The sequence below is a fragment of the Microbacterium sp. TPU 3598 genome, from assembly GCF_002356155.1.
GTDB classification, from domain to species: Bacteria; Actinomycetota; Actinomycetes; order Actinomycetales; family Microbacteriaceae; genus Microbacterium; species Microbacterium maritypicum_A.
This window is the reverse complement of the sequence record NZ_AP017975.1, coordinates 633950-660216: the sequence shown is the minus strand read 5'-3', so window position 1 is coordinate 660216 and position 26267 is coordinate 633950. Positions and strand designations below refer to the sequence as shown.

Sequence of the window (26267 nt, the reverse complement as noted above, 5' to 3'; positions counted from 1 at the left end):
GTACTCGTACACGGTCAGCCTCCGCTGTTCTCGGACTTGGATGCGGCGTCACGGTCGAAGTCCTGGAATCCCTTGATCACCGCAGCCACGTACTCTTCGACCGTCTTGCAATCATCCATGAGCTGCTTACGGCGGTCGTCCCAGCGCCCCTCGAAGTCGGATGCCGCATCGCGCAGCGCACGCTCGCCGTAGGGTGAGCCCACGGCGCTCTCGAGATCGTTGCTGCGCGAACCGGCGTGCTCGAACTCCTCGATGATGTTCTTCAATTCGGTCTGCAACGGCTCGAGATCTCCGTACTTCAGCTTGACGCCGTCACCCACGTCCGTCCCCCTCATGAAACGTTCAGATCGAAGGGACCGGCTGCGGAGCCGGCCCCCTGAAAGTGTCCGTCGCGGCGATCTGATCGCCCCGACTATGCAAACTCTACGAAGAGAATCACCCTTCGGTCGATGGGGACAACTCCCCATCCCAGGATGACCCGTCGCTGTTAGCCCGTCGTGATCTTGGTGATCAGGGCGGCGGCCACGAGACCTACGAGAAGCGGGACGAGACAGCCGACAGCCGCCGCCCGCCCGCCCTTGGGAGCGGCGAACAAAGCCTCCCGCCGCGTGCGACGAGCAGGATCCGCCTCCGTGACACCCGCCGTCTGCTCCGCGCGTCCGCGGACTTCCAGCAGTGACACCAGCGCGGCGAGATCCTCGATCCACTCCCAGTACGCGGGCTCAGCCATCGGGAGGTGCCGTCGGGCGATGACGTAGACCCGGTCGCCGACGACTTCGACGTCGCACCGCTCGGCGACCGCCGTCAGTGCCGCCTGCACGTCCGGAGAGAGCAGATGACGTACCGGCTCCTCCGTCGCCCGCGTCGTGAAGACCTCGAAGCGCGCGGCGAAGTCGCCCTCGATCTGCACGCGCTCCTGCGGCGCGGTCGGCTCCCATCCGGATGCCGCGACTGCGGGTGACTTGGTCACGAGGACCATCGGCGGCAGCGAGCCGGTCAGCGCGAACTCGACGTAGTTCGCGACCCGCGGCATGCGCGCGCGGGCGACCCAGGTGTCGAACGAGTAGTTCGCGGCCTCGAACGGGCGCGGGGACGGGCCGGAGACGATGTCGCTGGCGACTCGCGAGGTGCCGATTCCGAACAACGCTGCCGGCCGCTCAGGGTCGAGTTCGCCGGTGCGATAGGTGAGTCCGTTCGCCGCTGTGAACTGCTCGAGGCGGTACTCCTCGATCTCCCGCTCGCGCGGACCCCGGAGGTGGGATCGGATGCGGCCGACCGCGAGCGGCAGCACCATCAGCACAGCCAGAACGACGGTCGTCAGATCGGCGCCGTCGGCACCGAACATGAACTGCACGGCCACGACGGCCAGGGCCGCGAGTGCACCGGCGCCGACGACCAGCACGACCGATTGGAAGACGACCCAGCCGGAACCGAGCACCACGCCGAACCGGCGCCCCTCCCTCGTCACACGCTCACGGCTCTCCTGCCGCGCACGCACCGGATCCACGCGCGCGCGCAGCGCGGCGTCGTCGAAGGTGACCGTCATCGTTCGCCCCTCCTTCGGAACCGATGCGTGTGCGCGCTCGCGCTCAGCGGACTGGCGTCCATGTGTCTCCTTCGATGAGTGGCAGCTGTACCGTGACCTGGCGTCCCGCTTGTACGAAGATGCCTCGACCGTCCGGGAAATCCGTGCGCTTGACCTTGGGGAACGGGACCTTGAAGATCGCATCGCCGTCGAACGCATCCGGCTTGAGAACAATGCCCTTGCGCCCGGCTTTGAAGTCGCCGATGAATCCGAAGCCGCTCGTCACCTGGGTGACGTCGGCGTCGCCCACCAGCAGGTGATCGCTCCGGTTGATCGCCTGGAAGAGCGCCTTCATCTCGCGTTCGGCGGGGCCGTCCGCGAACTGGGGCACGTCCTCGACGATGACGAGCATGCGCACCGGAATGGTTTCGTCGACGGCGATCTCGGCGATCTCCTTCGCGAGCTCTTTCGCGTCCTCCGGGGTGACCGCGCTCCGCGTCCAGTCGACGTAGCCCTTGAGCTGGGCTCGGCGACCGCCGAAGTGGAACAGCTTGACCTCGGGGTCGAACCGCCGTATCGACGTGATGATCCCCTTGAGCGCGGTGGTCTTGCCCGACGATGGCGGACCGGCGACCACGAAGGTGCCGACAGGGTCGAAGTCGCGTGCGGCCAGCGTGTCCTCCGCGACGCCGAGCACCGGGAACTCGCCCAGACGATCCGGGAGATCGCGCACGGACAGGCGGGTCGGCAGGGCGCCGATCTCCGGCACCTCCCTCGCCCCGGCCGCGCGCAGAGCCGTCGCGTGCTGTTCCAACAGCTTGGTCTGCTCAGCCACGTTCGGGGTGCCGCCCAGCGTCGCGATCTGCGTCTCCCGCCCGTCGACGATCGCGCGACCGGGAGCCGAACGCTCGTCGAGCACGTCCTTGGGCGCGTTGAGCATCGCGTACCCGGATTCGTCGGAGAGCCGCAGGACCACGCGCCGCGACACGTTAGCGCTGACCGCGGTGGGCACGGAGCCCGAACGGTCGGCGCTCGCGATCACGTGCACGCCCAGCGGGCGCCCCTCTCCGAGAATGCGCATGAACGTCTGGTAGAACGGCATCCGCGCGGTGGTCGACTCCCACTCGCTGCGGAACTGCGGGAACCCGTCGATCAGGATCAGGATGCGGGCCTCATCCTTTCCGGTGATCTCCCGGTACTCGGTCAGGCTGGAAGCGTTGGCGGCGCTGAAGCGCTTGCCGCGGTCGTCGAGCACGGCGGCCAGCGAACGCAGCACGCGCTGCACGCGCTCGGAGTCGTCGCCGGAGATGATCGAGCCGACGTGGGGCAGCATCTCGAGGCTCTTCAGCGCACCCGATCCGAAGTCGAGGCCGTACACCTCGACGTTCGAATGCGCGGGCTCGAAACCCGCCGCGATCGCGATCGTGCGCAGGACCGTCGATTTGCCCGATCCGCTGGTCCCGTAGACCAGGAGCGACCCGTCCTTGTCGGGATGGAAGTACGCGGGCTCCTGCAGCTGCCGCTCCGGGACATCCATCTTGCCGAGCAGCACCTGCCCGTCGCCGAGCACCGGGAGGTCGCGCAGATCGACGGCGCCCTCGAGGTCGTCGAGCCACGGACGCCGGGGCGCGGGGATGCGGGCCTCGCGTGCCGCGTTCACGAGTGTCGCCACGATGCGCTTCTGGTCGTTGGGTCCGAGATCCTCATCGTGGGAGTCGGATTCCGGAGCCTGCTCGGCCTCCCAGGTCTGGATCGAGCCGAAGCGGAGTTCGGCGACCTTGACCTCGGCGACCTGCGCCTCATCGGTCGTCCACCCGCCCGCGTAGGCGGACTGGAACGGCACGAGGCGACCCGGACCGGTCTTCGCGATGCCGCGTCCGGGCAGCGAGGGCGGGAACGTCGCCGCCACCGGATCGTCCACGACGTCTTTCGAGTCGGATTCATCGGCCATCCGCAACGCGACGCGCAGGTTCGTGTTCGCGCGTAGATTGTCCTTGATGACGCCCGCGGGGCGCTGGGTGGCCATGATCAGGTGGATGCCGAGGGAACGACCGCGCTGGGCGATGTCGACGACGCCGTCGACGAACTCCGGCACTTCTCCGGCGAGCGCGGCGAACTCGTCGATCACCAGCACCAGGGCCGGTGGCGTCTCGGGATCGCGACGCTTCTCGAGTTCGAGGAGGTCCTTCGCCTTCTTGCGGTTGAAGAGGTGCTCGCGATGGTGCAGCTCGGCGCGCAGGCTGGTGAGGGCGCGACGCACCAGGTGCGGGCTCAGGTCGGTGACCAGCCCCACGGTGTGCGGCAGGTCGACGCAATCCGCGAACGCGGAACCGCCCTTGTAGTCGACGAAGAGGAATGTGACGCGATCGGGGCTGTGGGCCGCGGCCATGCCGAGCACCCACGCCTGCAGGAACTCGCTCTTGCCGGCACCGGTCGTCCCGCCGACGAGCGCGTGCGGCCCCTGGGAGCGCAGGTCGAGGGTCATCGCGTCGGTCTGCGACTGCCCGATGATGGCGCGCAGGTTTCCGGCCTTCTTGAGTCGGGACTGCGGAGCACCGGAGCGATCGATGATGGTGTTGTTCTGACGCCACCGGTCGATCACGGCGCTCGCATCCTCGGCGACCTCGTTGCCCACCAGCGAGAGGAAGCTGACGGAGTTCGGGATGTCGGAGGAATCCTCGATCACCGTGCTGGAGTCGACGACCGGGGCGAGGCGCTTCGCGAACATGGTCATGTAGGCGTGCGAGACGCCCTCGACCTGCACCCCGCGGTAGTCCACGCCGCTGCGGACGGTACCGACCACGGCATCGGCGAGGCCGGCGCTCACATCGACGAACGTGCGGCACGCGGCGGGCAGCGCCTCGACGACCGGAGCGACGAAGAGCGCGTACACGCCGACGTCGGCGCCGCGTTCCAGGATCTGGGTCAGTCGAGCCCGGTCGACGGGAGCGTCGTTCGTGATGATCACCAGGATGGCCGTCTGGCCGGGGAACGTCGCGTCCTCTGCTGCCCGCTTGACGTCGGTCCCGTAGCGCATCGGATCCCAGTCGGCGCCGTACGGCGGCCGCGCGGACTTCGATTCCCGCGAGCGACGCAGCACGATCTCCTCCAGGCCGCTGAGCAGCGCCGTGCCCGTCGAGGCGGAATCGGCGAGGGGCATCTCCTTGAACGGGTTGCGCTCGCTCGAGGTGTGCGGCAGCCACTTGAGCCAGTCGAGCTCATTCGCCCAGCCCGGCTCGGTGAGGGCGACGGTCACCAGCTCATTGGGGGAATGCGTACCGAACAGCTGCACCGCGATCCCGCGCAGCGCATCGCTCGCGAGCGACGTCGGCCCCGCGACGCCGATGGATCCCACGCTCTGGAGCGATTCCAGGATGGGGACGTCGTCGATCATCCGGTACCGCTCCTCGAGGCGGTCGACGCGCTCGACGTACTCGACGAGCGCCTCCGGGGTCTCGGTGCGCTTGATGCGCGTGCGCGCCTCGCTCTCGCAGACGCCGAGGCGCAGGGCGAGGAAGTTCCAGTGCTCCGGTCGACGCGTCCACAGCAGGGGTCCGAGGCGCATCGCCTCATCGAACACGACGGCGACGGCGGGAACCTCGTTCTGCCGCACCTCCCGCTCCTTCGGGTGCGAGTGGTAGAGCGTCTCCTCGAGCCGCTCGAACTGCTCCTCGAACGACTCCGCCTCCTTGCGCAGACGCTGACCGATGTTGGTCTTCTGGGAGATGAAGTTACCGAACATCATCATCGGGGAGGCGGCGGCGATGAGCAGAGAGGCCGGACGCTGCGTGATGCTGAACATCGTCACGGCCAACAGGATCGGCGCGACGAGCATGGGCCAGGGGAAGAGCCGAGACGGCTGGTCGCGTGGGTAGCGCGGTTCATCCAGCTCCTGCCCCGTGAACCGTTCCTCCACGCGGGGGCTGCGATTGAACATCAGAGCACCCCCGCGCTCGAGCACCGGGTCGCCGCTGGCCGATCCGTCGAAGTCGCTCACCATGTGCACGACGAACTCGCAGTCGCCGAGCGCGAAGCTCTGTCCGGGAATCACGCGGAGCCGCTGCACGAGTCCGCCGTCGACGAGGATCCCGTTCGCCGAGTTCAGATCGACCAGCTCGACGAAGGTCGCGGCGACCTCGATACGAGCGTGCCGCTTCGAGACCAGCGGATCAGCGATCGTGACGTCGTTCGCGCTATCACGGCCGATCAGGAAGTGACCGATCGGCAGCGGGAACTCCTGGCCCGCGGCGGGACCGGCGACGACCGTGAGCACGGCGGCCGGGCGCGTGCCGGCTCCTCCCACCGATACCCGGTTCGGGCCGACGTTGACCACCTCGGCGAGGAAGCCGGAGCCGATCGGAGCGTCACCGACGAGCAGGTCGGGGTTGAGCATGGTGAGCTGCTCGCTGGTCGGCGGCGCCACCGAGAGAGTGAGCACGTCGGCCGGAGCCGCGGCGATACTGCGTGCGGGGTCGGTCGTGGCGATCTGACGCGCGACGTCGGCGATCGTCGCCGTCGAGTCGGCCATCACGACCACATCGGTCAGGGGTGCTGCGGGTCGACGCAGGGTCAGCTTGACTCTCATCGCTCGTCCTCACCGCGCCGAGGGCGCATCTCACTACTCAGGGTCATGCCCACTCCACCTGGAGGGACCGGTCGCCGAAGCGCACCGTGTCGCCGGTCTTCAGCTCGGCGGGGTGTCCGGCCGGGAGGACCGTCTCCGCACCGCCCCGGATGATCGCGCTGCCGTTGGTCGACGCCCGGTCGACGACGAAGACACCTCGTCGAGCCGGCATCACCGCTATGTGCGTCTTGGACACCGAGCGAGTGTCGTCGATCACCGGCACGAGCAGCGCCTCCCCCTCGCCGGCGGCCGCACTCGGAGACCGCCCGAAGAGCGTGGTGCCGCGCACCTCGATGCGCTCGCCCGTGTCGAGCACGAGGATCGCACGGACGCCCGCGGGTGCGGGAGCAGCGGGCGCAGCAGGCGCAGGTACAGGTACTGCAAGGGCGGGCGGTTCCGCCGCGGGCGGGGCGGGCGCCGCGACCGGTGCCGGAGCGGCGACCGGTGCCGGGGCGGGCGCCGGGGCGGGAGCCGGGGAGAACGTTGCCGGAGCCGGTGCGCCCGTCGCGAGCGACGGCGGCGCCGCCGACACCATGGAGCCGGCTCCAGATGGCTCTGCCTGCCCCGTCGCAGCCGCCGCGGCCGAGCGGTGCGCACCGATGACGCCTCCGGAAAGGCGCGCACTCGGGACGTACTCGGCCGGCGCGTCGCGATGCACCGGCGTCGCCAGTGACGGCAGCGGAGCCTTCTCCTCGTGTTCGGGCGTCTTCACGCGCTTGCGCGCGATGCGCATGCGTTTCGCATCGTAGGGATTCAACCCGCCGCGCACGTCGACGAACCAGGTCGCGGCAGCGAGATCGAGCCAGCCGCGTCCTCGCCTCTCGATGTCGAACAGCGGGGAGAGCATGATCACCAGCAGCGGACCGATGACCGGGACGATGAGCGAGGCGTAGGCGACGAGGAAGCGGACCACGGCTCCGCGCCAGAAACCGGGGCGCTCGAGGGTCCGTACGTTCACCGAGCGGATGCCGCAGATCGCCTTGCCGAGCGTCACTCCCTTGCGTCCGTGCAGGACGAGCTGGACGACGATATAGGCGATCATCAGGCCCTGCGATACGGCTGCCGCGACGATGAGCCACACCAGGTCACCGCGGGCGAAGAACTTCTCGGCGTCGAACTGCCCTGCCACGACCTGCGCGAGAACCGGGGTGAGCGCGACGATCGCCGGGAGCGCGATGAGCACGGCCACCGCCCACTCGATCAGCGCGGCGAGCACGCGCGGCCCTCGCCCTGCTGTGCGGAGCCCGAGGGCCTCCGCGTACGCAGGATCCGGGCGTCCGTGCGCGTCGAGCCCTTCGACCTCGGGAGCGTGGTCGTCGATCTCCCAGATCACTCCTGCTCTCCCTCGACCTCGTCGACGGCGTGCGCGGTGTCGAGCAACGGCAGGTCGCTCTTGCCGACCAGTCGCGACGCGATCACGTGCTCCACCAGGCGCGCACGTCTGTTGGTCGCGAAGCTGCGTTGTCCGCCGCGCATTCCAGGCACACCGATCCGGTCGAACTTGTCGCACACGTTGTCGAGCTTGCGGTTGAAGCGGGTGACGGTCCAGCCGAGGCGCTCCGCGGCCTTCGCCGACGTCGGGATCTCGCTCATACCCGTACCGTCCCTGCGCAACTGCGGCTCCGCCAGCGCGAGGATGAGGAGCTTCTGGCTGAGGGTCAACGGGACGTCGCCGATCGTGGAGGCACCCCCGTCGTCGTGCTCGCGCCTGGTCGCACGGAACGTCGGCTCCGCCGCGTGCAAGGTGAGTTCGTAGGTCGTCGGTCCTGCGCTGAACACGACGGTCGTGGTCTCGAAGACCAGCGGAAGGCGGGCACCGGGAGCGAGCCAGGCCTGCACGCCACCGGCCGAATCGGTCACGGTCGCCGTGAGTCGCGTGCCGACGTTCGACAGCCACCACAACCCGTCGGCGTCGGTGATCTCCAGGAAGTGCCGGTGCAGGAACAGGTTGTCGTCGAGCTCGAGATCTCCCTCGCGCCCGACGATGAACCGCCCGCCCCGACGGACCGGGAAGTACTCCCCCGCGAACTCGACGGTCACGCCGCCTTCACCACTCACTCCACGCACCCCCGCACGGTCTCGGACGCGCGCCCGTCGTCGCGTCGCAGCATCACATCGATGCAGACGGTCCCCGCCGCGGCGGGCACCGTGGCGGTCGGATCCGGCGTCTGCTGGGGATCGACCTCGCCCGAGACCGCCACCGGGGTCCAGATGTATGAATCGCCGTCGAGCGGGCTCGGGTTCGTCCAGGTGAAGACCACCTGTTCGCCCTGTCGCGTCCCGGCGAGCTCCGTCACCTTCGGCACCACATCCGTTCCGACGTCCTTCGGATCGACGGCTTCCGCGGTCTCCTGCGGTTCGGGCGCGATACCCGCGACCAGGAGGTTGAGTCCGACGATGCCGCCGATCACGAGCACGACTCCCGCGGCGGCGAGGGTGATCCACAGCCCCTTCCGACTGCGGGGCGGCTCGGGTGCGACCGGGGCCTCGACGGGCGCTCCGGGAACCATCGTCGGCGGCACGGCGGCGTCCGGGGCCACGACCATCGGCGCACGGGCGATGGTCCGGTCGTCGGCGCCCGGCACGGTCGGAGGTGCAGCAACGGGAGACGGCGTACGCAGCTGCGTCTGCTCGACCGCCGCTTCCTGGGCGGCCGGGGCGTCGAAGCGCGGCACCCCCTGCAGCGCGGCCGGAGGCTCCTTCCGCTGCGTCGTCGCCGACGGACGGGTGAACGAGGCCATGTCGGGATCGATACTGACGATCTCCCGCACCCGGGTGAGACCGTCGCCGTCGTCGTCGAGGTCTTCCACCGGCGGGTGATCGTCGACGATGTCGATCGGGGTCACCGAGTGGGAGAGCTCGATCTGCACCTTCTGCAGCGCTCGCGCGAACGCCACGGCGCTCGGGAAGCGATCGTCGGGATTCTTCGCCATCGAGCGCTCGAGGAGTCGTTGCAGGCTCTCCGGGGAGTCCGGCCGCTTCAGAGACGGCAGGGCGGCGCGCTCGATGCGCTCGATGAGGTCGGCACTGGAGTTCCGTTCCCCGGGGCGCTCGAACGGTGATCGTCCGGCGAGCAGGGTGTACAGCGTCGCCCCCAGCGCCCACACGTCCGTGCGCGGCCCGCTCTGGGGCGGCTCGGCGAACGACTCCGGTGGCGACCACGGGATCGACATGCCCGACGCCTCACCCGTCGCGCCCGTCGTCGACGCGATGCCGAAATCGGTGAGCGCCGGCCGGTTGTACTCGGTGACGAGGATGTTGGCGGGCTTGATGTCGCGGTGCAGCACGCCTGCGCGGTGCGCCGTCTCGACAGCGCCGGCCACCTGCACGCCGACCCGGAGAGCCTCGGCGACGGAGAACGGGTCCTTCCGTGCGCGCAGCTGGAGGTTCGGCCGCGGGCAGTACTCCATCACCAGATAGGGGCGCCCGTCGCCGGCGACCCCGGCCTGGTAGATCGTGACGATCGCGGGGTGCGTCGAGAGCATGGCCATGACGTTCGCCTCATCGGCGAACTCCTGCGCGGCGCCGCTCGAGATGCGATCGGCGAGCAGGACCTTCACCGCGACGCGGCGGCGAGGCATCTCCTGCTCGTAGAGGAACACGTCGGCGAAGCCACCGGTGCCCAACGGCTCCACATAGGTGAAGCCGGGAAGATCCGGCGGCGGCGACGGGCGACGCGTCACGGGAGATCCTCGAAGGCGACGGTCACGCCGTCGCCGAGGTCGACGACATCGCCGGAGAGCACCAGCGTCTGCTCCCCGGGGTGCAACCGCACGGGGTCGGCGCCCGGGCGCAGGAGCGTGGACCCGTTGGTGGTGTGCAGGTCGATGACCACCACGGTGTCGCCTTCCGGCCTGACCTCGAGGTGGCTGCGTGAGATGTCCTGCTGGGGGCTCTCGACGGCGATCAGGTGCGGGAGGTTCGCCCCGCTGGCACGTGTCGACCGTGGCCGGCGCCCGATGATCACGGTGCGGTCGAGGGCGGCCACCTGACCGGTGGAGAGCCGGATGCGGCCGACCGAGGCCACGGCCGGTGCCGGCGCGACATCGAGTACCTCCGTCGGCGCGTCGTTCGCGACCGGCGGCTGCTGGCGGAGAGCACGGAGGTCCGCTGCCGAGACGGTGGCGCCGTCGTGGTCGCCCTCGACGGGGACCGGCACCACCGGTGCCGCCCCGCCGACCGAGTGCACGGTGGCACCCCACAGCTGGTCGAAGTCGTCGTCGACCGGTGGCGCGAGCGTCACCTCCGTGGGCGGCAGGAAGGCGTCTTCGATGAGGGGAAGCGGCTCCTCGGCCTCGGGCTCCGGCACGACCGGCTCGAGTGCGGGCTCCGGCTCGGGTGCGGGCTCCGGCTCGGGTGCGGGCTCGGGCTCCGCTTCGGGCTCCGACACGACCGGCTCGGCGGCGACGGCCTCGGGCAGGCCCGGTTCCGAGGGCACGGCGCCGACCACGGGCGACGGCCCGAGCACGGAGGTGAGCGGATCGGCGTCGCTCGGCTCGAGCTCGGCGCTCACGGCCGCGGCACGCACGATGCCGCTCTGCACGGGCAGCCCGTCGGCGTCGGTGGGGGCCTCGACCGTGATCTCGATCTTCGACGCACCGCTGAGGAATCGCTCGTTCCAGGTCGTGACCTCAGCGCCGGACAGCTCGAACGAGTCGGTCGGGGTCGCGACCTGGGCGGAGACCGCGCCTCGCAGGGCGATGCGCACATCGGCACCTTCGGCGACGGCGGCGACGAAGGACGGCAGCGACGTGAACGAGCCTCCCGCGTGTGCAGTGAGCACATCGACGACCGTCGCGAGCGTCTTCTCCTCCGGCATCCGCTCCCACAGCCGCGCGACGACATCGCCCGGGACGTCGGGGGGCAGCGCGACGAGCGCTCCCGGGATGACGATCAGGTACCACTGTCCCGGTCGGTAGATGGTCTGCATCAGCGAACCCCTCCTGCTGCGGCTTCTCGTGGACGTGTGTCCTGGTCGATGTCCGTGTCGGTGGCCATCAGCGTGCCCGGCCGTGAGGCGACGGAGACGGCATCGACGACGAGGACGGTGATGTTGTCCCTGCCCCCGGCGCTGACGGCCTCGTCGACGAGCACATCAGCGGCCCGCTGCGGATCCGACTCGGCGTTCAGAACCTCGCGGATGCGCGCGTCCGGCACCTCGGAGGTGAGTCCGTCGGAGCACACCAGGATGCGGTCGCCCAGTTCTGCGGGGAACATCCAGTAGTCGGCGTCTCCCGTGCTGCTCGCGCCGATGGCCCGGGTGATGATGTTGCGGCGTCGATCGGAGACGGCGTCCTCGGTCGTGAGCTCGCCCGACTCGATCAGCTCCTGCACCACGGAGTGGTCGACGCTGATCTGCTCGAGCTCGCCGTCGGCGAAGCGGTAGGTGCGCGAGTCTCCGATGTTGAGCGCGAGCCAATACCCCATGCCGTCGACGGACGCGATCACCACTCCGCTGAGAGTGGTCCCCGCGCGGCCGTTGCCGGAGGTGGACAGCTCCTCCACGCTCTCCCTCGAGAGCGACAGCGCGTGGCGGACATCGTCGAGCACGAGCGCCGAACGTCCGATGTACCGCGCGAACTCGGCGATCACGGCGGCGCTCGCGCGCTCCCCGGCCTCGTGGCCCCCCATTCCGTCGGCGACCAGGAAGATCGGAGCGGCCGCCAGATGTGCGTCCTCGTTCAGCGCACGCCGAAGCCCCGGATGCGTCGCGGATCCGGTCGAGACGATGAGTCCCGGCCTCACGCGTAGCCGCCGATCGTGACGATGCGGTCGCCGATCTCGATGGCGTCGCCCAGACGCACGGGCACGCGTTGCCCCGCGGGGCAGGCGATCCGCTGTCCTGCGCGCACGATGGTCATGCCGTTCGTGGAATGGCGATCCATCACCCACCCGCCCGACGTCTCCGCTGCGGCCTCGAAGTGCGTCTTCGAGAGGGAGAGCGTCTCGTCGCGCACGGGGACGAGCGTGGCTCCCTCTTCCGGGGCAGGGTTGCGCCCGAACACCGTGCGTCGTGAGACGGATACTCGCGTGCCGTCATCCCAGGTGAAGACGAGGCGATGCCCCGGAACACTGATCCTGGTGTCCTCGAGATCGTCCTCCTCGACGACCGCCGAGGAGGCAGCCGCCGGAGCAGCCGAGGCGTCCGGGACAGGCGCGGCTGCCGGCACCGGGGGCACTGGCGGCGCAGGCGGTGCGACGGGAGCCACCGGGTGCTGCTGGATGGTCGCGTCGATCTCGGGTTCGGGCTCCACCGCCGGCGCGGACCGCACGGGGGCGTCCTGCGTGATGCCGGGAACGAAGGCGATGAGCGATCCCGCCTCGGCGACGGGCGCCGCGGGGGCGGCCGGTCGCGGAGGGATGGAGGCCGGTGCCGGAGAGGCGGGCGCAGCCGGGGCTGCTGCCGGCAGCTGCGGGAGACCGGGGATCGCGGGCGCGGTCGCCTGCGCCGTCGGAGCCGCAGCCGGCGCGACCGCGGCAGCCCGCACCGTCGGAGCCGAAGCGGGCGCCGCGGCGTCCGCCCTGACGGGCGCCGGTACCCGCGCGTCCAGCATCAGGGATCCGGCGACCTTGTCGTGCCACCCCTGGAACCGTCCGGAACCGTCGAAGAGCGGGGTGAAGTACCCCACGACGACGGAGGCGGCGAGGCCGAAGATGACGTTGCGCAGCAGCGTGCGTCCGAAGCCGAGCGGACTCCCGTCCGCGGCCGAGGCGAGCTTCAGACTCTGAGCGCGCATGCCGATCGAGCCGGCCCCCGCCTGCATCACCGTGTAGACGAAGAACCAGCCGAGCAGCACCAGGCCCACCACGGGGCCGCCGATCAGCAGGACTCCGAGGCCGGCCTCGACGCTGCCGGCGAGCGACACGGCGACGAGGAGTCCGCCGCCGAGCACGATCGCGAGGCCCCCGGCGATCAAGGCGTCGATGAGATAGGCGACGGCGCGACGGGAGACCGGCGCGATCTGGTCGGGCGCGGGCTGCGTCATGAGGTCTCGCTCTCGGGGGACGGGGGCGTCGTGCTGTTCTTGATGGTGCCAGGTTCGCGGCGGACGCGCACGGCCGCCGCGTCCTTCAGGTTCTGGAATCCGTTCGAGATGGCGGTGCCGCCGATCAGGGAGCGGACGCTCAGTCGCGCCTGGAGGCGCTTCCAGAAGCCGGCCTCCTTGCCCAGTCCGCCGACGATGTCGTCGACCTCGTGCCAGAACGACTCGACATCCTCCGGGCTCGGCTCGGCGGGGCCGAACACGTCGGCGTCGGCCCGCTCGGCGAGGGCGGTGACCTGCGGGACCGTGAGCGACGACGCCACGACCGCCGCCTCTTCGATCCGCGTGCCTCCGGGAGGGATGCGGGCGCCGTAGTCGACGGCACGGTCGGTGAGCTCGTCCCAGCCGCCGCTGATGCGGTCGGCGGTGCGCGCGGCCGCGCGGCGGGAACGACGCTTCGCCGCCTTCCACGCGCCGATCACGATGAAGGGCGATGCCAGAAGTGCGATCACTCCGAGGGAGATGCCGCCGATCACGAGGATCGCCCCGATGATGCCCGCGAGGTTCAGACTCTCGTCCTCGGCCTCGCGGTCGTCGGGCAGGGTGGGTGGCAGGTCGACGGGTTCCTGCGGCGGAGGCGGGGGCTGCAGCACCTGCGGCTTCGGGTCGACGCGCGGCTTGGTGTTCTGGTCGTTCGGCACCTGGTCTTCGGGCGGGGTGGGGTTGAACGCCATCCACCCGAGTCCCTCGAAGTTGACCTCGACCCAGGCGTGCACGTTGTCGCCGGTGGCGGCGAACGTGGCTTCGCCTGCCTTGTCCTCGTCGGGGTAATAGCCCATGACCACCCGGGCGGGGATGTCGACCTGCCCGGCGAGCAGCGCCATGGCGACGGCGTACTGCTCGTCGTCACCGATCATCTGCTCCCCGCCGACGAGCGTCGAGATGCGCTCGGCGGTGTGGCCGGCGCGGGAGATGACCTCTCCCTCGAGCCCGTGGCTGAAGAAGCCCTCCTTGGAGAGGAAGTTCTCGAGGGCCCGCACCCGCTCGATCGGCGTCTCGGCACCGGCGATGGTCTCGGCGGCGAGGGCTGTGAGCTCTTCCGGCACGTTGCTCGGCTTCGGCATCGACACCTTGCCGAACGGCACCTCGGCGAGCTGCTCGTCGTCGGGTACGTTCGGCATCACGGCATCCACCGTGTACTCGTCACCCTTCGTCAGCTTCGTGGTGGAGACGGCGGTACCCGTCTCGGTGTTCACGTAGGTGCCGCGGCGCAGCTGCTCGGCATCGTCGCCGGAGAACCTGATCTCGGACAGCTCGCCCGCGGTGGGCATCCATACTCCGCGATACGCACCGATCTCGACGTTGAGCGTCACCGGGACACCCTCGGCATCCGGCGACATGTTCGATCGCAGGGGGCTGAAGGCGCTCGACGAGGTGGGCCCGCCGTCGGTGACGTTGTAGACCATCCCGTCGAACTGGTCCATGACCGCGGTGCGCACGCGCGCGCCCTTGGGCAGGCCCTGCACCGTGAAGAGCGTCTGGTCCGCCTCGTCGCGCACGTTCTTCCGGAACGCCTGCAGGGGGCTCGGGTAGTCCCGGATGTCGAACGGCGGGATGATCACGTCGCGGAACACGTGTCGTGGCTGCGCCGGGTTCGCGACGGCGCTCGTTGCCACCCCCGCGCCGCCGGCGATCGCCAGCACGGCCACCCCGGCGAGCAGACGCCGGGTGCGCATGTGCGCGGCGCGGGAGGGATCGACCTCGCTGACGGAGATCGCCGTGTTCTGCGGTGCCCACAACTGGCGAAGGGCGAGCCACGACATGCTCACGACCGCGAACACGAGTCCCTGCACGAGCGGGAACGCGGGTTCGGGCGTGCCGAGCGCGATCACCAGCATGAGCAGCACGCCGGCGGGGATCAGGGCCCACGCCACCTGCGACAGCCGGAGCGCGAGGGAGGCGGTCACGGTGGTGACGACCAGCGCCAGCAGGAACGGGACGACGAGGTGTCCGTCGGCCGCCGCGACGGGGGCGACCGTGGTGAGCATCTGCTTCCACGCGGTGACCGTCCCGAGCGCGAGCTTCTGCAGCGTCTCGATTGTCGGGATGAAGCCGAGGATCGACGTCTGCGGCAGAGCGAAAGCTCCGCCGAACACGAAGTACGCGGCGATCGTGAGACCCGCGATGATCAGGATGCCCCAATGACGCCAGGTCGTGATGACCGCGATCGCCAGGCCGATCAGGATTCCACCGATGGCGGCTGGCAGGAACGACGGACCGGCGAACGTCGGCCAGAAGCCCACGAGGGCCGTGAGGACCAGGAGCGCCGTCGCTCCCAGGTCGAGGATCCAACGGCGGAGGGGGAGGTCGCCGAACGCGGCGGAGGACCCGGTCATGCGAGCACCTTCTGCAGAGCGAGCGGGACCTGTTCGAGCGCACCCACCGTGACGACGTCGGCATCGCCGATGCGGCGCAGCGCCGGGGCGGAGGCCGTGGTGTCGGCGACCACGACGAGGACACGGGCGCCGAACGGCAGACGCGCGCACGCGAGGCGGAGATCGTCGGACTTCACCCGAGCGCCGCAGACCAGGACCACCACGCTCGCCAACGGCATGGTGGCGGCCACGACGCCCGCGAGCTCGGCGATGCCACCCTCCTTCGGCTTGCTGTTCTCCACGGCCGAGAGCGAGTCGAGCAGCTGCTTGCCGGTGCCCGCGGGAAGCTCCCGGCCCTGCACGCGCATGTCGACGCGCTGAGAGTCGCGCAGAGCGCGCAGGCCGATCGACCCCGCAGCCGAGACCCCGAGCTCGAAGTCGTCTTCGGTGGCGTAGTCGGCGAGCGAGCGCGAGAGCCCGATCACGAAGTGCGAGCGTCGGGTCTCCTCGTACTGCCGGACCATCATGGTGCCGGTGCGGGCCGTCGACCGCCAGTGCACGTGACGCAGGTCGTCGCCTGGCTGGTACTCCAGGAGGGCGTGGAACGAGACGTCGTCGCGAGACAGATCCGCTGCGGGAAGCCCTTCGAGGTCGCGCAGGTAGCCGAGCGACTGACCGTCGAACAGCACGGTGCGCGGGTGCACGAAGAGGTCGACAGGGTCGTCACGACGGTGAGCCCGCTCGAACAGGCCCAGCGGGTCGCCGCGCACGACGCTCACCGGCCCCACTTTGACCACGCCGCGCTTCTGGGTGGGGATCGCGAAGAGTTCCTCCGCCTCCTCCCCCGGCGCGAGTCGCTGGATGCCGAACTCGCCGCGTCCGGAACCGACGGGGAGCACCACACGAGACGGGAGGATGGCCCTGGTGCCGCGGTTGGCGAGGGTCAGGGCACCGACCGCGCGCTCTCCCACGACCACACGGGTGCGGGCGAGGTCGAGCGCGACGTCGTAGGCGGTGCGGCCGATGAGGAACAGCGCGCACAGGACCACGGCGATCGCGATGACGACGGCGGCGATGGTGAACTCCGCCCATCCGGCGGTCTGGCCGAGCACCCAGAAGCCGACGGCGAGGGCCATCAGCACCCAGGCGAGCGGGCGGATGGCGGAGGTGATCTTGCGGAGGCGCGTCAGGGCGCGCGCACCGAGGACGGCCGCGATGTCACGCCAACCGGCGTCGCGCTCCATCTGCGGCGTCGACGCCGGAAGGGCCTCCGTGGTCATCAGGCCGCCACTCGGGCCTGAGGCGCTGCCACCGCGTCGAGAACACGGGCGATCACGGTGTCGCTGCTGGTGCCGGCGAACTCGGCCTCGGCGTCGAGAAGCAGGCGGTGCTGCCAGACCGGGCGGGCGAGGGCCTTGATGTCGTCGGGAAGCACGAAGTGGCGCCCCTGGGCCGCTGCCCACACCTTGGCCATGCGCACCATCGCGATCGCCCCGCGCACCGACACGCCGAGACGGATGGCGCCGTCCTCGCGCGTGGCCTCGGCGAGCTCGGCCACGTAGCGGAGCACGGCGGGCTCGACGTGCACGGTCGCGGCGAGGTCGGCCATATCGGCCACCGCGCTCGTGGTGATGACCGCGGACAGGCCGGCCGAGGGGTTGCGGTCGGAGGCACCGGCGAGGATGCTCTCGGTCACGGCGAGGTCGGGGTAGCCGATCGACGTCTTGATCAGGAAGCGGTCGAGCTGCGCCTCGGGCAGCTTGTAGGTGCCCGCCTGCTCGATGGGGTTCTGCGTCGCGATCACGAGGAACGGGCGACCGGCCTCGTGCGTGACGCCGTCGACCGTGACGCGCGACTCCTCCATGACCTCGAGCAGCGCCGACTGGGTCTTGGGCGATGCGCGGTTGATCTCGTCGGCGAGCACGATCGACGCGAAGATCGGGCCCTTGTGGAACTCGAAGCGGTGCGACTGCTGGTCGTAGATCGTCACGCCGGTGACATCGGACGGCAGCAGGTCGGGCGTGAACTGGATGCGCGCGCTGGTGCCCTGCACGGTCGCGGCCAGCGCCTTGGCGAGGCTGGTCTTGCCCGTTCCCGGTGCATCCTCGAGGAGCACGTGGCCCTCGGCGAGCATCGAGGCCAGCACGAGGCCGACGATCTCCTGCTTGCCCTGCACGGCCTTGTCGATGTTCTCGACGAGGCGCTGGAAGGTGCCCTGGAACCAGGCGGCCTGCTCGGGGGTCATTGTCATGAGGGTGTCGTTCCTTGTTCTCGTGGAGAGGTGTCGCGCGGCATCACTGCCAGACCTTGTGTTCGTATTCCTTGCCGTCCATCACGACCCAGGCCTCGATCGTCCCGCGGCGCATGCCGAGGTAGCAGCCGAGCTGCTGATCGATGTTGCCGTTGCCGTCGGTCGTGACGGTCCGTCCGCCGAATGTGCCGCCGTAGGGAGGCGGCGCGTTGCTGGCGCACTGCACCCACATGCTGGAGTTCGCCGGGAAGCCGCGGCCGGTGAGGTAGAAGTATGCGCACGTGCCGTCGTTGCAGTTGGGCTGTCCGTTCGCGTTTCCGGTCGAGGTGACCCAGGCGCGCGGGTCGGGCTTCGGTCCGGACGTCTGCTCCGCGGATCGGGTGATCTGCTGGCCTGCCTGGTCGGTGACCTCGACGTCGATCGTGTGTCGCTGGCTGTACCCGTCGCCGACCGTACGGCTGCCGCTGGCGCCGACGTTCTGCCAGCCGCCGCCGTCGATGCGGATGCGGACGGTCTTGATGGAGCGGCCGTTCGCGGCGGGCCCCGCGTCCCAGTTGAAGGTGACGCTGGTGGGGTTCTGCGAAGCGCTGACCGCCGGCTGCTTCAGCGGACCGTACGGGTTGCCGACGATCTGTCCGGAGGGATCGCTCGCGTACGTCGACCCGTCGACCGTCGCGACCGCGCGCACCCGCACGTTGTAGTTGGTTCCGTTGGCGAGTCCGGTGACCACGTTGTTGCCCGGCATCGCCGCCCAGCTGCTACCGCCGTTGATCGAGTACTGGTACTGCACCTCGGTCGTCTTCGCGCCGTTGAGGGCGCTCCGCGACCAGGTGAGAGTGAGCGAGCGATCGCCCGGCGTGACGGCCGAGAGAACAGGAGCGTCGGGCTTGTTCACACCGCGGCGCGGTGCCGACATGGGGCTCCAGTCGCCCCAGCCCGCCTTGTTCTGGGCACGGATGCGGTAGGTGTACGGCACCTCTGATGTCGGGACCGAGACCGCTTGCGACCGTATGGACGCCCCCGGGGTGAGTGTGTTGCGGAGCGTTCCGCCCTCCCATACCTGCAGTTCGAAGGAGTCGATCGGATCACCGTTGGGATTCCCCGGCACCCAGCTCACCTGCATCTGCGCCTGGCTGCCCACGGCCTGCAGCTGCGCGACGGTGGGGGCGGCCGCGGGCATCGGAGGACCTGCCGGTACCTCCGACGCCGACCAGCCGCTCCAGCTCGACGGCTCGGGCGCGCGGTTGTGAGCCTGCACGCGCACCTGGTAGATGCCGCCGTTCTCGAGCCCCTCCCAGGTCATCGAGTTCCCGGTGGCCTGCTTCTGCGAGACCCCGGACGGCGGAGCCGGGGAGATCTCCAGCGTGTAGCTCTCGACAGGGGATCCGGGAGTTGTCGGGGTGGCCCAGGAGACCTTGAGGGACTTGTCGCCGAAGGCGAGGGTCGGCGGGTTCGGGGTGTCGGGCCGAGCGTCCGGACGGGCGACCGCCGACGAGCCTGACGGCTTCGACTCGCCGACGCGGTTCGTCGCGGTCACCTGGAAGGTGTATTCGACGTTGTTGGTCAAGCCGTCCAGCGTGCAGGTGGTGGAGCGGCACTCCTTCGAGTACGGGTTGCCGCTGACGGACTTCACCGTGTACTTCGTGATCTCGGCGCCGTTGTTCGCCGGCGCCCCATAGGAGACGACGACGGTACGGTCCTGCACGCTCGAGACGAGAGGGGTTCCCGGCGCGTCCGGAACACCCTGCACCGTGACGATGATCTGCCCGTTGGCTTCGCGCTCGGCATCCTTCGTCGCGTCCTGGATGCGATAGCGCACGACCATGGTCCCGACGAAGCTGGGGTCGGGCGTGACGACCACCTGATCGCCCTTGACGGCCGCGCCGCCGGAGCCCGACTCCGTGGCGGCCGTCATCAGCTTGAGCGGCGTCTCCGGGAACGGGTTGTAGTCGTTCGCGAGCACGGGCACCGTGATGCTCTTGCCCTGATCCGCTTCCGAGATCGTGTCGGTGTTGGCCGCGGGCAGTGGGCGGGTCGACGCGCCGACGCGCACGGTCACGGTGCCTTCGACCGCCTCGGTCGTTCCGTCGGTGATCTCGAGCTTGAGCGAGGCGACCGTGCCCTTCTCGACATCCGACGACGCTTCCACGAGCAGCTTCGAGCCATCGATCTTGGCGGTGATGCCCTTGCCGGCGCCGCTGACGTACTTGTACCTGTGCGTGCCCTCGTCCTCCGGATCAGGGTCGGTCGTGAGCGCAGCGAGGTCGAGCGTCGACGCCTTCTCCCCCGGGGCGACGATGACCTCTGCCCCCGTGAACACCGGCTGCTGGTTCTCCGGCGGCAGCACGTTGATCGGGATGCTCAGCGTCGCCGTGCGGCCCTCGGGGTCGTCGGGGCCCGTGCCGTCGGTGACCTCGAAGGTGAGCGAGTCCTGTCCGAAGTACCCGTCGGCCGAGGTGTAGACCAGCGTCGTCTCGTCCTTCACGAGGTCGTCGCCGTTCGCATACACGGCGGTGACCTTGGCGTGTTCGGTGATCCGAGCCGTACCGCCGCCGGCGACGGTGACGAATTTCGAGAGCGGGATCTCCTTGGTCTCGCCGCTCATGACCTCGAGCGGCTTCGTCGAGTCGAGGATCGGCCGGAGGTCCGCTTCGGCGGGAACGAAGATGAAGGCCGATGCGGCCAGTTCGTCCTGGTCGGTGATCGTGTAGCGGATGAGCTGCAGGTTCTCCGTCACGGTGACCCGCACCTTGCCGTTCTCGAGCTGCGTGGCGCCTTCACCGAGCGCGAGCTTGAGGCGGTCGGTCGTGCCGTCCGGGTCCTCGTCGTTCTTGAGGATGTCGAGGTCGGCACTCATCGTGCCGTCGGTGAGGTCGGTCGGGCGCACGCGGTCGTCTCGCGCGACGGGCGCCTGCAACGGCACGTCCTCGTCGACCGTGATCTGCAGGGCCGCGGTGGCTTCCGCGCCCCGCGCATCGCGGATCGTGTACTGCAGCGACGTCTCGAGCTCGCGGTTCGGCGCCTGCACCAGCACGCGGTCACCCGAGACGCGGGCCGTGATCCCCGTGTCGGTCGGAACCTCGAGACCGTCCTTGACGAGACTGATCTTGTCGCCCTCGGGGTCGGAGTCGTTGAGCATCACCGGTACCGAGATCTCACGGCCGGGTCGCACGACCACGGCATCCTTCACCGCGAAGGGCCTCTGGTTGACCTGCTCGCCCGGAGCGATGCCCACGCGGATCGTGGCGATGCCCTCCTTGCCGAGGCGGTCGCGCACCCGATAGCGGAACACATCGACACCGGAGGAGTCGTCGAACGCCTCGTAGGTGAAGTAGTTCTGCGCGGTCTCGGTGATGCGGCCCTTCGTGGGGCTGGAGGCGATGTCGATCAGCTCGACCGAGTCGCCGTCGGCGTCGATGCCGTCCAGAGGCACGGCGATGTTCGCGGTGGATCCGGCGAGCACGCGCGCAACGAGATCCTGAGGGCGTGGAGCGGCGTTGGTGTCCGCGTCGACGGGGAGGATCTGAATCGTGACGTAGCCGGCGTCCTTCTGCTGGCGGGAGTCGACGGCCTCATACGTCAGATAGACCGTCTTCGCGACGGGTCCGGCCTTGAAGCGGATCGTGTCCTGCGAGACGAACGCCTCGCCGTCTTCCGGGTCGACGAGGGGCTCGACCAGCTCGGGCACGACGTGCATGACGTCGTCGTTCGGATGCGTGTCGTTGTCGAGCACCGGGATGGTGACGACGTCGCCGGCACGCACGATCGCGGTGTCGTCGTTCACGACCGGCTGGAGGAGCTGGTCGGGCGCGGGGATCGGGATCACCACGACCTCGCCCTCGGCCGACTTGGAACCGTTCGAGATCCGGTACTTGATGCGGGCCTGATCGGTGAGCGATCCCTGGTCGGTGATACGGAGGGTCTCATGGTTGATGACCGACACCGAGACGCCGGAGTCGTCCTCGATCGAGACCGACTGCACGACGAGGATGCCGCCGGCGGGGTCGACATCGTTCGCGAGCACACCGATGAGCACGTCACCACCGGTCGGCAGCAGCGCCACGTCGCGCACGGCGACAGGGGGCAGATCCGTCTCGCTCGCCTCCAGCACGTCGACGCGCACGATCCCCTCGCCGTTCTCGGGACCGGCGGTCGCGAGATACAGCACGTAGTAGGTGCCGGGGGCATCGGCGGTGAATGTGAACGTCTTGTTGGGGCCGTCGGTCACGATGGTCGCGCCGGGGACCTCGTTCACGCGCCCGAGACGCAGCAGCTCTCGGCCCGAGCTGGTGTCGTTGGCGAGCGGCGCCACCGTGACCTGCTCGCCGACGCGGGTGACGACGTGATCGGCGTTGGTCTTCGGCTTCGTCGAGCCCTCCGGCCGCACGTCGAGGATCACCGTGGCGGTGGCCGTCTCGCCGTATCCGTCGGCGACCGTGACCTGCACCTCCTTGTGCCCCTGCTGGCTCGCCGTGGCCTTGTAGGTGATCTGACCGTCGGTGTTGAAGTCGACCTCGTCTCCGGGAGCGGCGACCACGTCCTTGAGGTAGACGTCGTCGCCCTCCGGGTCGATCCAGTCCGGGAGGATGTTGTACGAGATCGTGCCGCCGGTCTCGACCGTCAAGGTCGTCCTGCGCTTGGGGACAGGGGCGGTGTTGACGCTCTTGTCGAAGACGGTCAGCGTGACGGCCGCCGTGTCCTTGCCACCGCGGCCGTCATCGGCCTCGTAGGTGAACGTCGTCGAGCCGGACGCGCCCTCCTCGACCGCGATCTGCAGTGATCCGCCGTTCTGCACCTGCTGGATCGTGCCGATCGCGGGCTGGGCCTCGGCGAGCGTGGCGACCAGGACGTCGCCGTCGGGGTCGTTGTCGTTGTCGAGCACCGGGAGCATGGTCGTGACACCGGGGCGCACGCCGAAGGTGTCGTCCTCGGCGATCGGAGGAGTGTTCTCCTCCTTGCGCTCCGGGAGCGTCGTCTCGACGGTCTCCTCGGTCGAGTCGTCCTCGTTCTCGGTCTCGCCTTCCGGCGGGGTGAGGTCGTTCCAGTTGTCGACGCGCTGCAGACTCTCGTTGGCCAGCCAGGCCGCGCCGCCCACGGCGTCGTTGAGGATGATGACGTCGCGGTTGACACGGAACACGAGGCTCTTCGCGTCTTCGGCGCCCTCGACCTGGGCGTTGACGTCGTTGGTCGTGCCCGGGCACTCGCGGATGAAGGTCGCCGTGCCGGCCCACGCGCCGTAGGTGCATCCGCGCAGCCAGACGGGAGCGGCCGCGGTGCCGTCGCCCCCCGCGTCGACCTCGGTCGGCTCGCTGCCGTCGAGGGGGACGCTGACGAGGGCGTTCGCAGTCGAGATCGCCACCGCGTCGGTGTTCTCGGACGACTGCTGCAGGACCGCCTTGTCGGCACCGCGGATCTCGGTGCGCATGCCACCGGGCGAGGTCACGACCCCGGCGGCGCGATCGAGCACGACCGGTGTGCGTCCAACGGCTGTGATGGTCGGCTTCGCGGCCGCATCGAGCTCGCCGACCGAGGCTGCGGAGGCGTCGAGCGCCTCCCCCTCGTTGTCCACAGGGACGGTGACGACCTCGCCGCGCTCCGGCGCGAGTCCGAAGACGGTGCCGTCCTTGGCCACCGCGACGTCGGCACCGGCTCCCAGCTCCGCCACCGGCTCGTTGACCTCGGCCTCGAAGGAGGAGACACCCTGCGCCGGAACGACCCAGAGCTCGCCGGTCTTCTGGTCGAGGATCGCGGCCGTGCGGTTGCCCAGCGCGACCTTCGAGGAGGAGGGGACCTTCGCGGAGTCGTTGAGCGAGACGCGTGCCGGATCGACGGCGGTCAGGGTCGAGGCGTTCTCATCGACGACGAGGATGTTGCTCGTGTCCTGCAGGATGTCGTAGTTCTCACCCGTGGTGCGCAGGCCACCGTCGAGGACGGTCGACTCGTTGTTGAAGTGCCCGACGAGCAGGCTCGAGGTCTTGGTGATCCAGACGCCGCCGTCGTTCAGATCGACCTTGGTGGTCGGGAATCCCTCATAGGTGAAAGCCATCGTGGTGATGGCGATGACGCCGACGGTGACGCCGGCGGCCGACGCCAGCGTCTTCGGTCGTGCGCGCATCCATGACAACGCCTTCATTCCCGGTTCCCCCCAGGGTGACACTCTTCGATTGCTCCTGTGCAGTCCCGACGGGCCCACCGAGCACCCGTTCATCCTAACTGCGTCCTGGAATACTGCTCGATGGGGATATTTGCCCATCGCCGAGGGTCAGGCTCGCCAGCACCCCGAGATGTGGTCGTCGACCATCCCGCCCGACTGCATCAGCGCGTACATCGTGGTCGGCCCGACGAAGCGGAATCCGCGACGGCGCAGCTCTGTGCTCAGCGCGGTCGATTCCGGCGTGACCGCCGGGACGTCGGCGAAGGATGCCGGGCGATCACCCGCGGACGTCGGAGCGAACGACCACATGAGCGCGTCGAACTCGCCCTCGGCCATGCCCCGGACGATGCGGGCGTTGCCGATGGTCGCCTCGATCTTCGCGCGGTTGCGGACGATGCCGGCATCGCCCATCAGACGCTCGACGTCGGACTCGTCGAACTCCGCGACGACCCCGGGCTCGAATCCTGCGAACACCTCGCGGAACCGCGGTCGCTTGCGCAGGATCGTGATCCACGAGAGCCCCGCCTGGAAGCCCTCGAGCGCCATCTTCTCGAACAGCGCACGATCGCCGTGCAGGGGCGTGCCCCACTCCTCGTCGTGATAGCGGCGGTACTCGTCGTCGTCGCCCACCCAGGCGCAGCGGTCGCGGGCGTCGGGGCCCGTGAGAAGAGAGGTCATCCGCTCAGGCTAGCCGCGGTGACCGACACCGCCTTCAACCGATCGTGGCCGCGTCGATCACGAACCGGTACCGCACGTCCGACGCCAGCACGCGCTCATAGGCCGCGTTGATGTCGGAGGCGGGGATGGTCTCGATCTCGGCGGCGATGCCGTGCTCTGCACAGAAGTCGAGCATCTCCTGAGTCTCGCGGATGCCGCCGATGTTGCTGCCGGCGAGCGAGCGGCGTCCGCCGATCAGCGACATCACGCCGACCTCGAGGGGCTCGCCGGGAGCACCGACGCACACCATGGCTCCGCCGACGTCGAGCAGGCTCAGGTACGAGCGCAGATCGATCACGGCACTCACCGTGTTGAGGATCACGTCGAACGACGACCGCAGGTCGCGGAAGGTCTCGCGGTCGCTCGTGGCGCGATAGTGGTCGGCGCCGAGACGCAGACCGTCGTCCTTCTTGCTCAGGGTCTGCGAGAGCACGGTCACCTCGGCGCCGAGCGCGTGCGCGATCTGCACGCCCATGTGCCCGAGTCCGCCGAGACCGACGACCGCGACACGAGTGCCGGGTCCGACGTTCCAGTGCCGCAGCGGCGAGTAGGTCGTGATGCCGGCGCACAGCAGGGGTGCAGCGACATCCAGCGCCAGAGCATCGGGGATGCGCAGGACGAAGGCCTCGGTCACGACGACCTGCTCGGAGTACCCGCCCTGGGTGACGGTGCCGTCACGGTCGGTGCTGCCATAGGTGAGCACGGCCCCCTGTGTGCAGAACTGCTCCTCGTCGCGCAGGCAGTTGCGGCACTCGCCGCACGAGTTCACCAGGCATCCGACGCCGACGCGGTCGCCCACCGCGTGCCGGGTGACGTCCGCGCCGACTGCCGCCACCGTGCCGGTGATCTCATGCCCGGGAGCGAGCGGATACTGCTGCGGACCCCAGTCGCCGCGCACGGTGTGGATATCGGAGTGGCAGATCCCGGCGAAGGCGACGTCGATCAGCACGTCGAGTGGGCCGAGCTCGCGCCGTTCGATCACGGTCTTCTCGAGCGGGGCCGCTTCACGGGGTGCGGCATAGGCGTTCACGGCAGACATCTCGGACTCCTCGGATCGGGTACCTGCCGAGACTACCCAGCCCCGAATGGGAATCGGCCATCCGCGCGGATCGGCGATTGTCAAGGCCGGGGGCGCTCCGCTCGGCCGCGTCTAGGCTCGCGCCATGACCACCACCGACGACACGATCTCCGAGTACCTCACCCGCTACGCGGACAGCCTCACCGCGTTCGATGCCGAGACCGCGGCGGGGCTGTGGTCGGCGCCGGGGACGATCGTGAACGACCGCTCCTCTGGTGTGCTGGAATCCCGCGACGCCATGATCGACGGTCTGCGGCAGTCTTATCCGATCTACCGGCGGCTGGGCCTGGCCTCCGTCGGATTCGAGCTGCGCGAGCGCCGCGATCTCTCCGACCGTCTCGTGCTCGTCCGGGTGCGCTGGCTGTTCTTCGACGCCGGCGGCGCGCAGCTGACCGACACCGACAGCTACTACCTCCTGCGCGACGAAGACGCGGCGGGCCTGCAGGCCTGCGTGTGCGTCGAGACCGATGCCGCCGAGAAGCTCCAGGCGCTGGCCGCCGCGCGCGGCGTGGACCTCACCGCGGCGCCCTGAGAACGACACCCGACGCAGGAATCCCGCC

Annotated in this window: 16 protein-coding genes; 1 reads left to right on the top strand and 15 read right to left on the bottom strand. The window is 69.6% G+C overall.

All coding sequences use genetic code 11. From position 1 onward, the window contains the following. Positions 1 to 14: 14 nt before the first annotated feature. From MST3598_RS02940 to MST3598_RS02870, 15 genes are all read right to left on the bottom strand, one after another. Positions 15 to 320: a hypothetical protein gene (locus MST3598_RS02940; protein ID WP_021198489.1), complete on the bottom strand. Its 306-nt coding sequence runs from the start codon at positions 318 to 320 to the stop codon at positions 15 to 17. A gap of 167 nt (positions 321 to 487) precedes the next feature. Further along, on the bottom strand, positions 488 to 1546 hold the full coding sequence (locus MST3598_RS02935; protein ID WP_029259846.1) for a hypothetical protein: 1059 nt from the start codon (positions 1544 to 1546) through the stop codon (positions 488 to 490). A 43-nt stretch (positions 1547 to 1589) separates the two neighbouring features. After that, a complete protein-coding gene (locus MST3598_RS02930) occupies positions 1590 to 6110 on the bottom strand; it encodes an FtsK/SpoIIIE domain-containing protein (RefSeq protein ID WP_029259847.1) in 4521 nt (1506 codons plus the stop codon). A gap of 43 nt (positions 6111 to 6153) precedes the next feature. Then, positions 6154 to 7482, bottom strand: coding sequence for an RDD family protein (locus MST3598_RS02925; RefSeq protein ID WP_096359399.1), 1329 nt, complete (start codon positions 7480 to 7482; stop codon positions 6154 to 6156). After that, a complete protein-coding gene (locus MST3598_RS02920) occupies positions 7479 to 8189 on the bottom strand; it encodes a hypothetical protein (protein ID WP_231479805.1) in 711 nt (236 codons plus the stop codon). Before MST3598_RS02920 ends, MST3598_RS02925 begins: the two co-directional genes overlap by 4 nt. A gap of 14 nt (positions 8190 to 8203) precedes the next feature. Next, positions 8204 to 9832 carry a serine/threonine-protein kinase gene (locus tag MST3598_RS02915; protein WP_029258383.1) on the bottom strand — a complete coding sequence of 543 codons (1629 nt, stop codon included), beginning with the start codon at positions 9830 to 9832 and terminating at the stop codon, positions 8204 to 8206. Next, the gene (locus MST3598_RS02910) at positions 9829 to 11079 is read right to left on the bottom strand and encodes an FHA domain-containing protein (RefSeq protein WP_096359397.1); all 1251 of its coding nucleotides are present in this window, start codon (positions 11077 to 11079) and stop codon (positions 9829 to 9831) included. Before MST3598_RS02910 ends, MST3598_RS02915 begins: the two co-directional genes overlap by 4 nt. Beyond that, positions 11079 to 11894 (bottom strand): PP2C family protein-serine/threonine phosphatase, encoded by an 816-nt coding sequence (locus tag MST3598_RS02905; protein ID WP_021198482.1) that lies wholly within the window; start codon positions 11892 to 11894, stop codon positions 11079 to 11081. Before MST3598_RS02905 ends, MST3598_RS02910 begins: the two co-directional genes overlap by 1 nt. Beyond that, entirely contained in the window at positions 11891 to 13135 is a 1245-nt protein-coding gene (locus MST3598_RS02900) for an RDD family protein (protein ID WP_096359395.1), read from the bottom strand. The genes MST3598_RS02905 and MST3598_RS02900 overlap by 4 nt, the downstream gene beginning before the upstream one ends. Next, entirely contained in the window at positions 13132 to 15528 is a 2397-nt protein-coding gene (locus tag MST3598_RS02895; RefSeq protein WP_036271545.1) for a transglutaminase family protein, read from the bottom strand. Before MST3598_RS02895 ends, MST3598_RS02900 begins: the two co-directional genes overlap by 4 nt. Beyond that, the gene (locus tag MST3598_RS02890; protein ID WP_029258894.1) at positions 15525 to 16787 is read right to left on the bottom strand and encodes a DUF58 domain-containing protein; all 1263 of its coding nucleotides are present in this window, start codon (positions 16785 to 16787) and stop codon (positions 15525 to 15527) included. The genes MST3598_RS02895 and MST3598_RS02890 overlap by 4 nt, the downstream gene beginning before the upstream one ends. Next, a complete protein-coding gene (locus MST3598_RS02885; protein WP_029258893.1) occupies positions 16787 to 17758 on the bottom strand; it encodes an AAA family ATPase in 972 nt (323 codons plus the stop codon). Before MST3598_RS02885 ends, MST3598_RS02890 begins: the two co-directional genes overlap by 1 nt. Before the next feature lie 43 nt (positions 17759 to 17801). Continuing rightward, the gene (locus tag MST3598_RS02880) at positions 17802 to 23873 is read right to left on the bottom strand and encodes an Ig-like domain-containing protein (protein ID WP_136053500.1); all 6072 of its coding nucleotides are present in this window, start codon (positions 23871 to 23873) and stop codon (positions 17802 to 17804) included. 147 nt (positions 23874 to 24020) lie between these two features. Beyond that, positions 24021 to 24590 carry a DNA-3-methyladenine glycosylase I gene (locus MST3598_RS02875; RefSeq protein WP_029258891.1) on the bottom strand — a complete coding sequence of 190 codons (570 nt, stop codon included), beginning with the start codon at positions 24588 to 24590 and terminating at the stop codon, positions 24021 to 24023. 34 nt (positions 24591 to 24624) lie between these two features. Next, positions 24625 to 25668, bottom strand: a complete 1044-nt coding sequence (locus tag MST3598_RS02870) for an NAD(P)-dependent alcohol dehydrogenase (protein WP_029258890.1) — start codon at positions 25666 to 25668, stop codon at positions 24625 to 24627. Between the two features lie 124 nt (positions 25669 to 25792). On the opposite strand from MST3598_RS02870, the gene MST3598_RS02865 reads away from it, so the two are divergent. Further along, a complete protein-coding gene (locus tag MST3598_RS02865; protein ID WP_029258889.1) occupies positions 25793 to 26239 on the top strand; it encodes a hypothetical protein in 447 nt (148 codons plus the stop codon). The last annotated feature ends 28 nt before the right edge of the window (positions 26240 to 26267 follow it).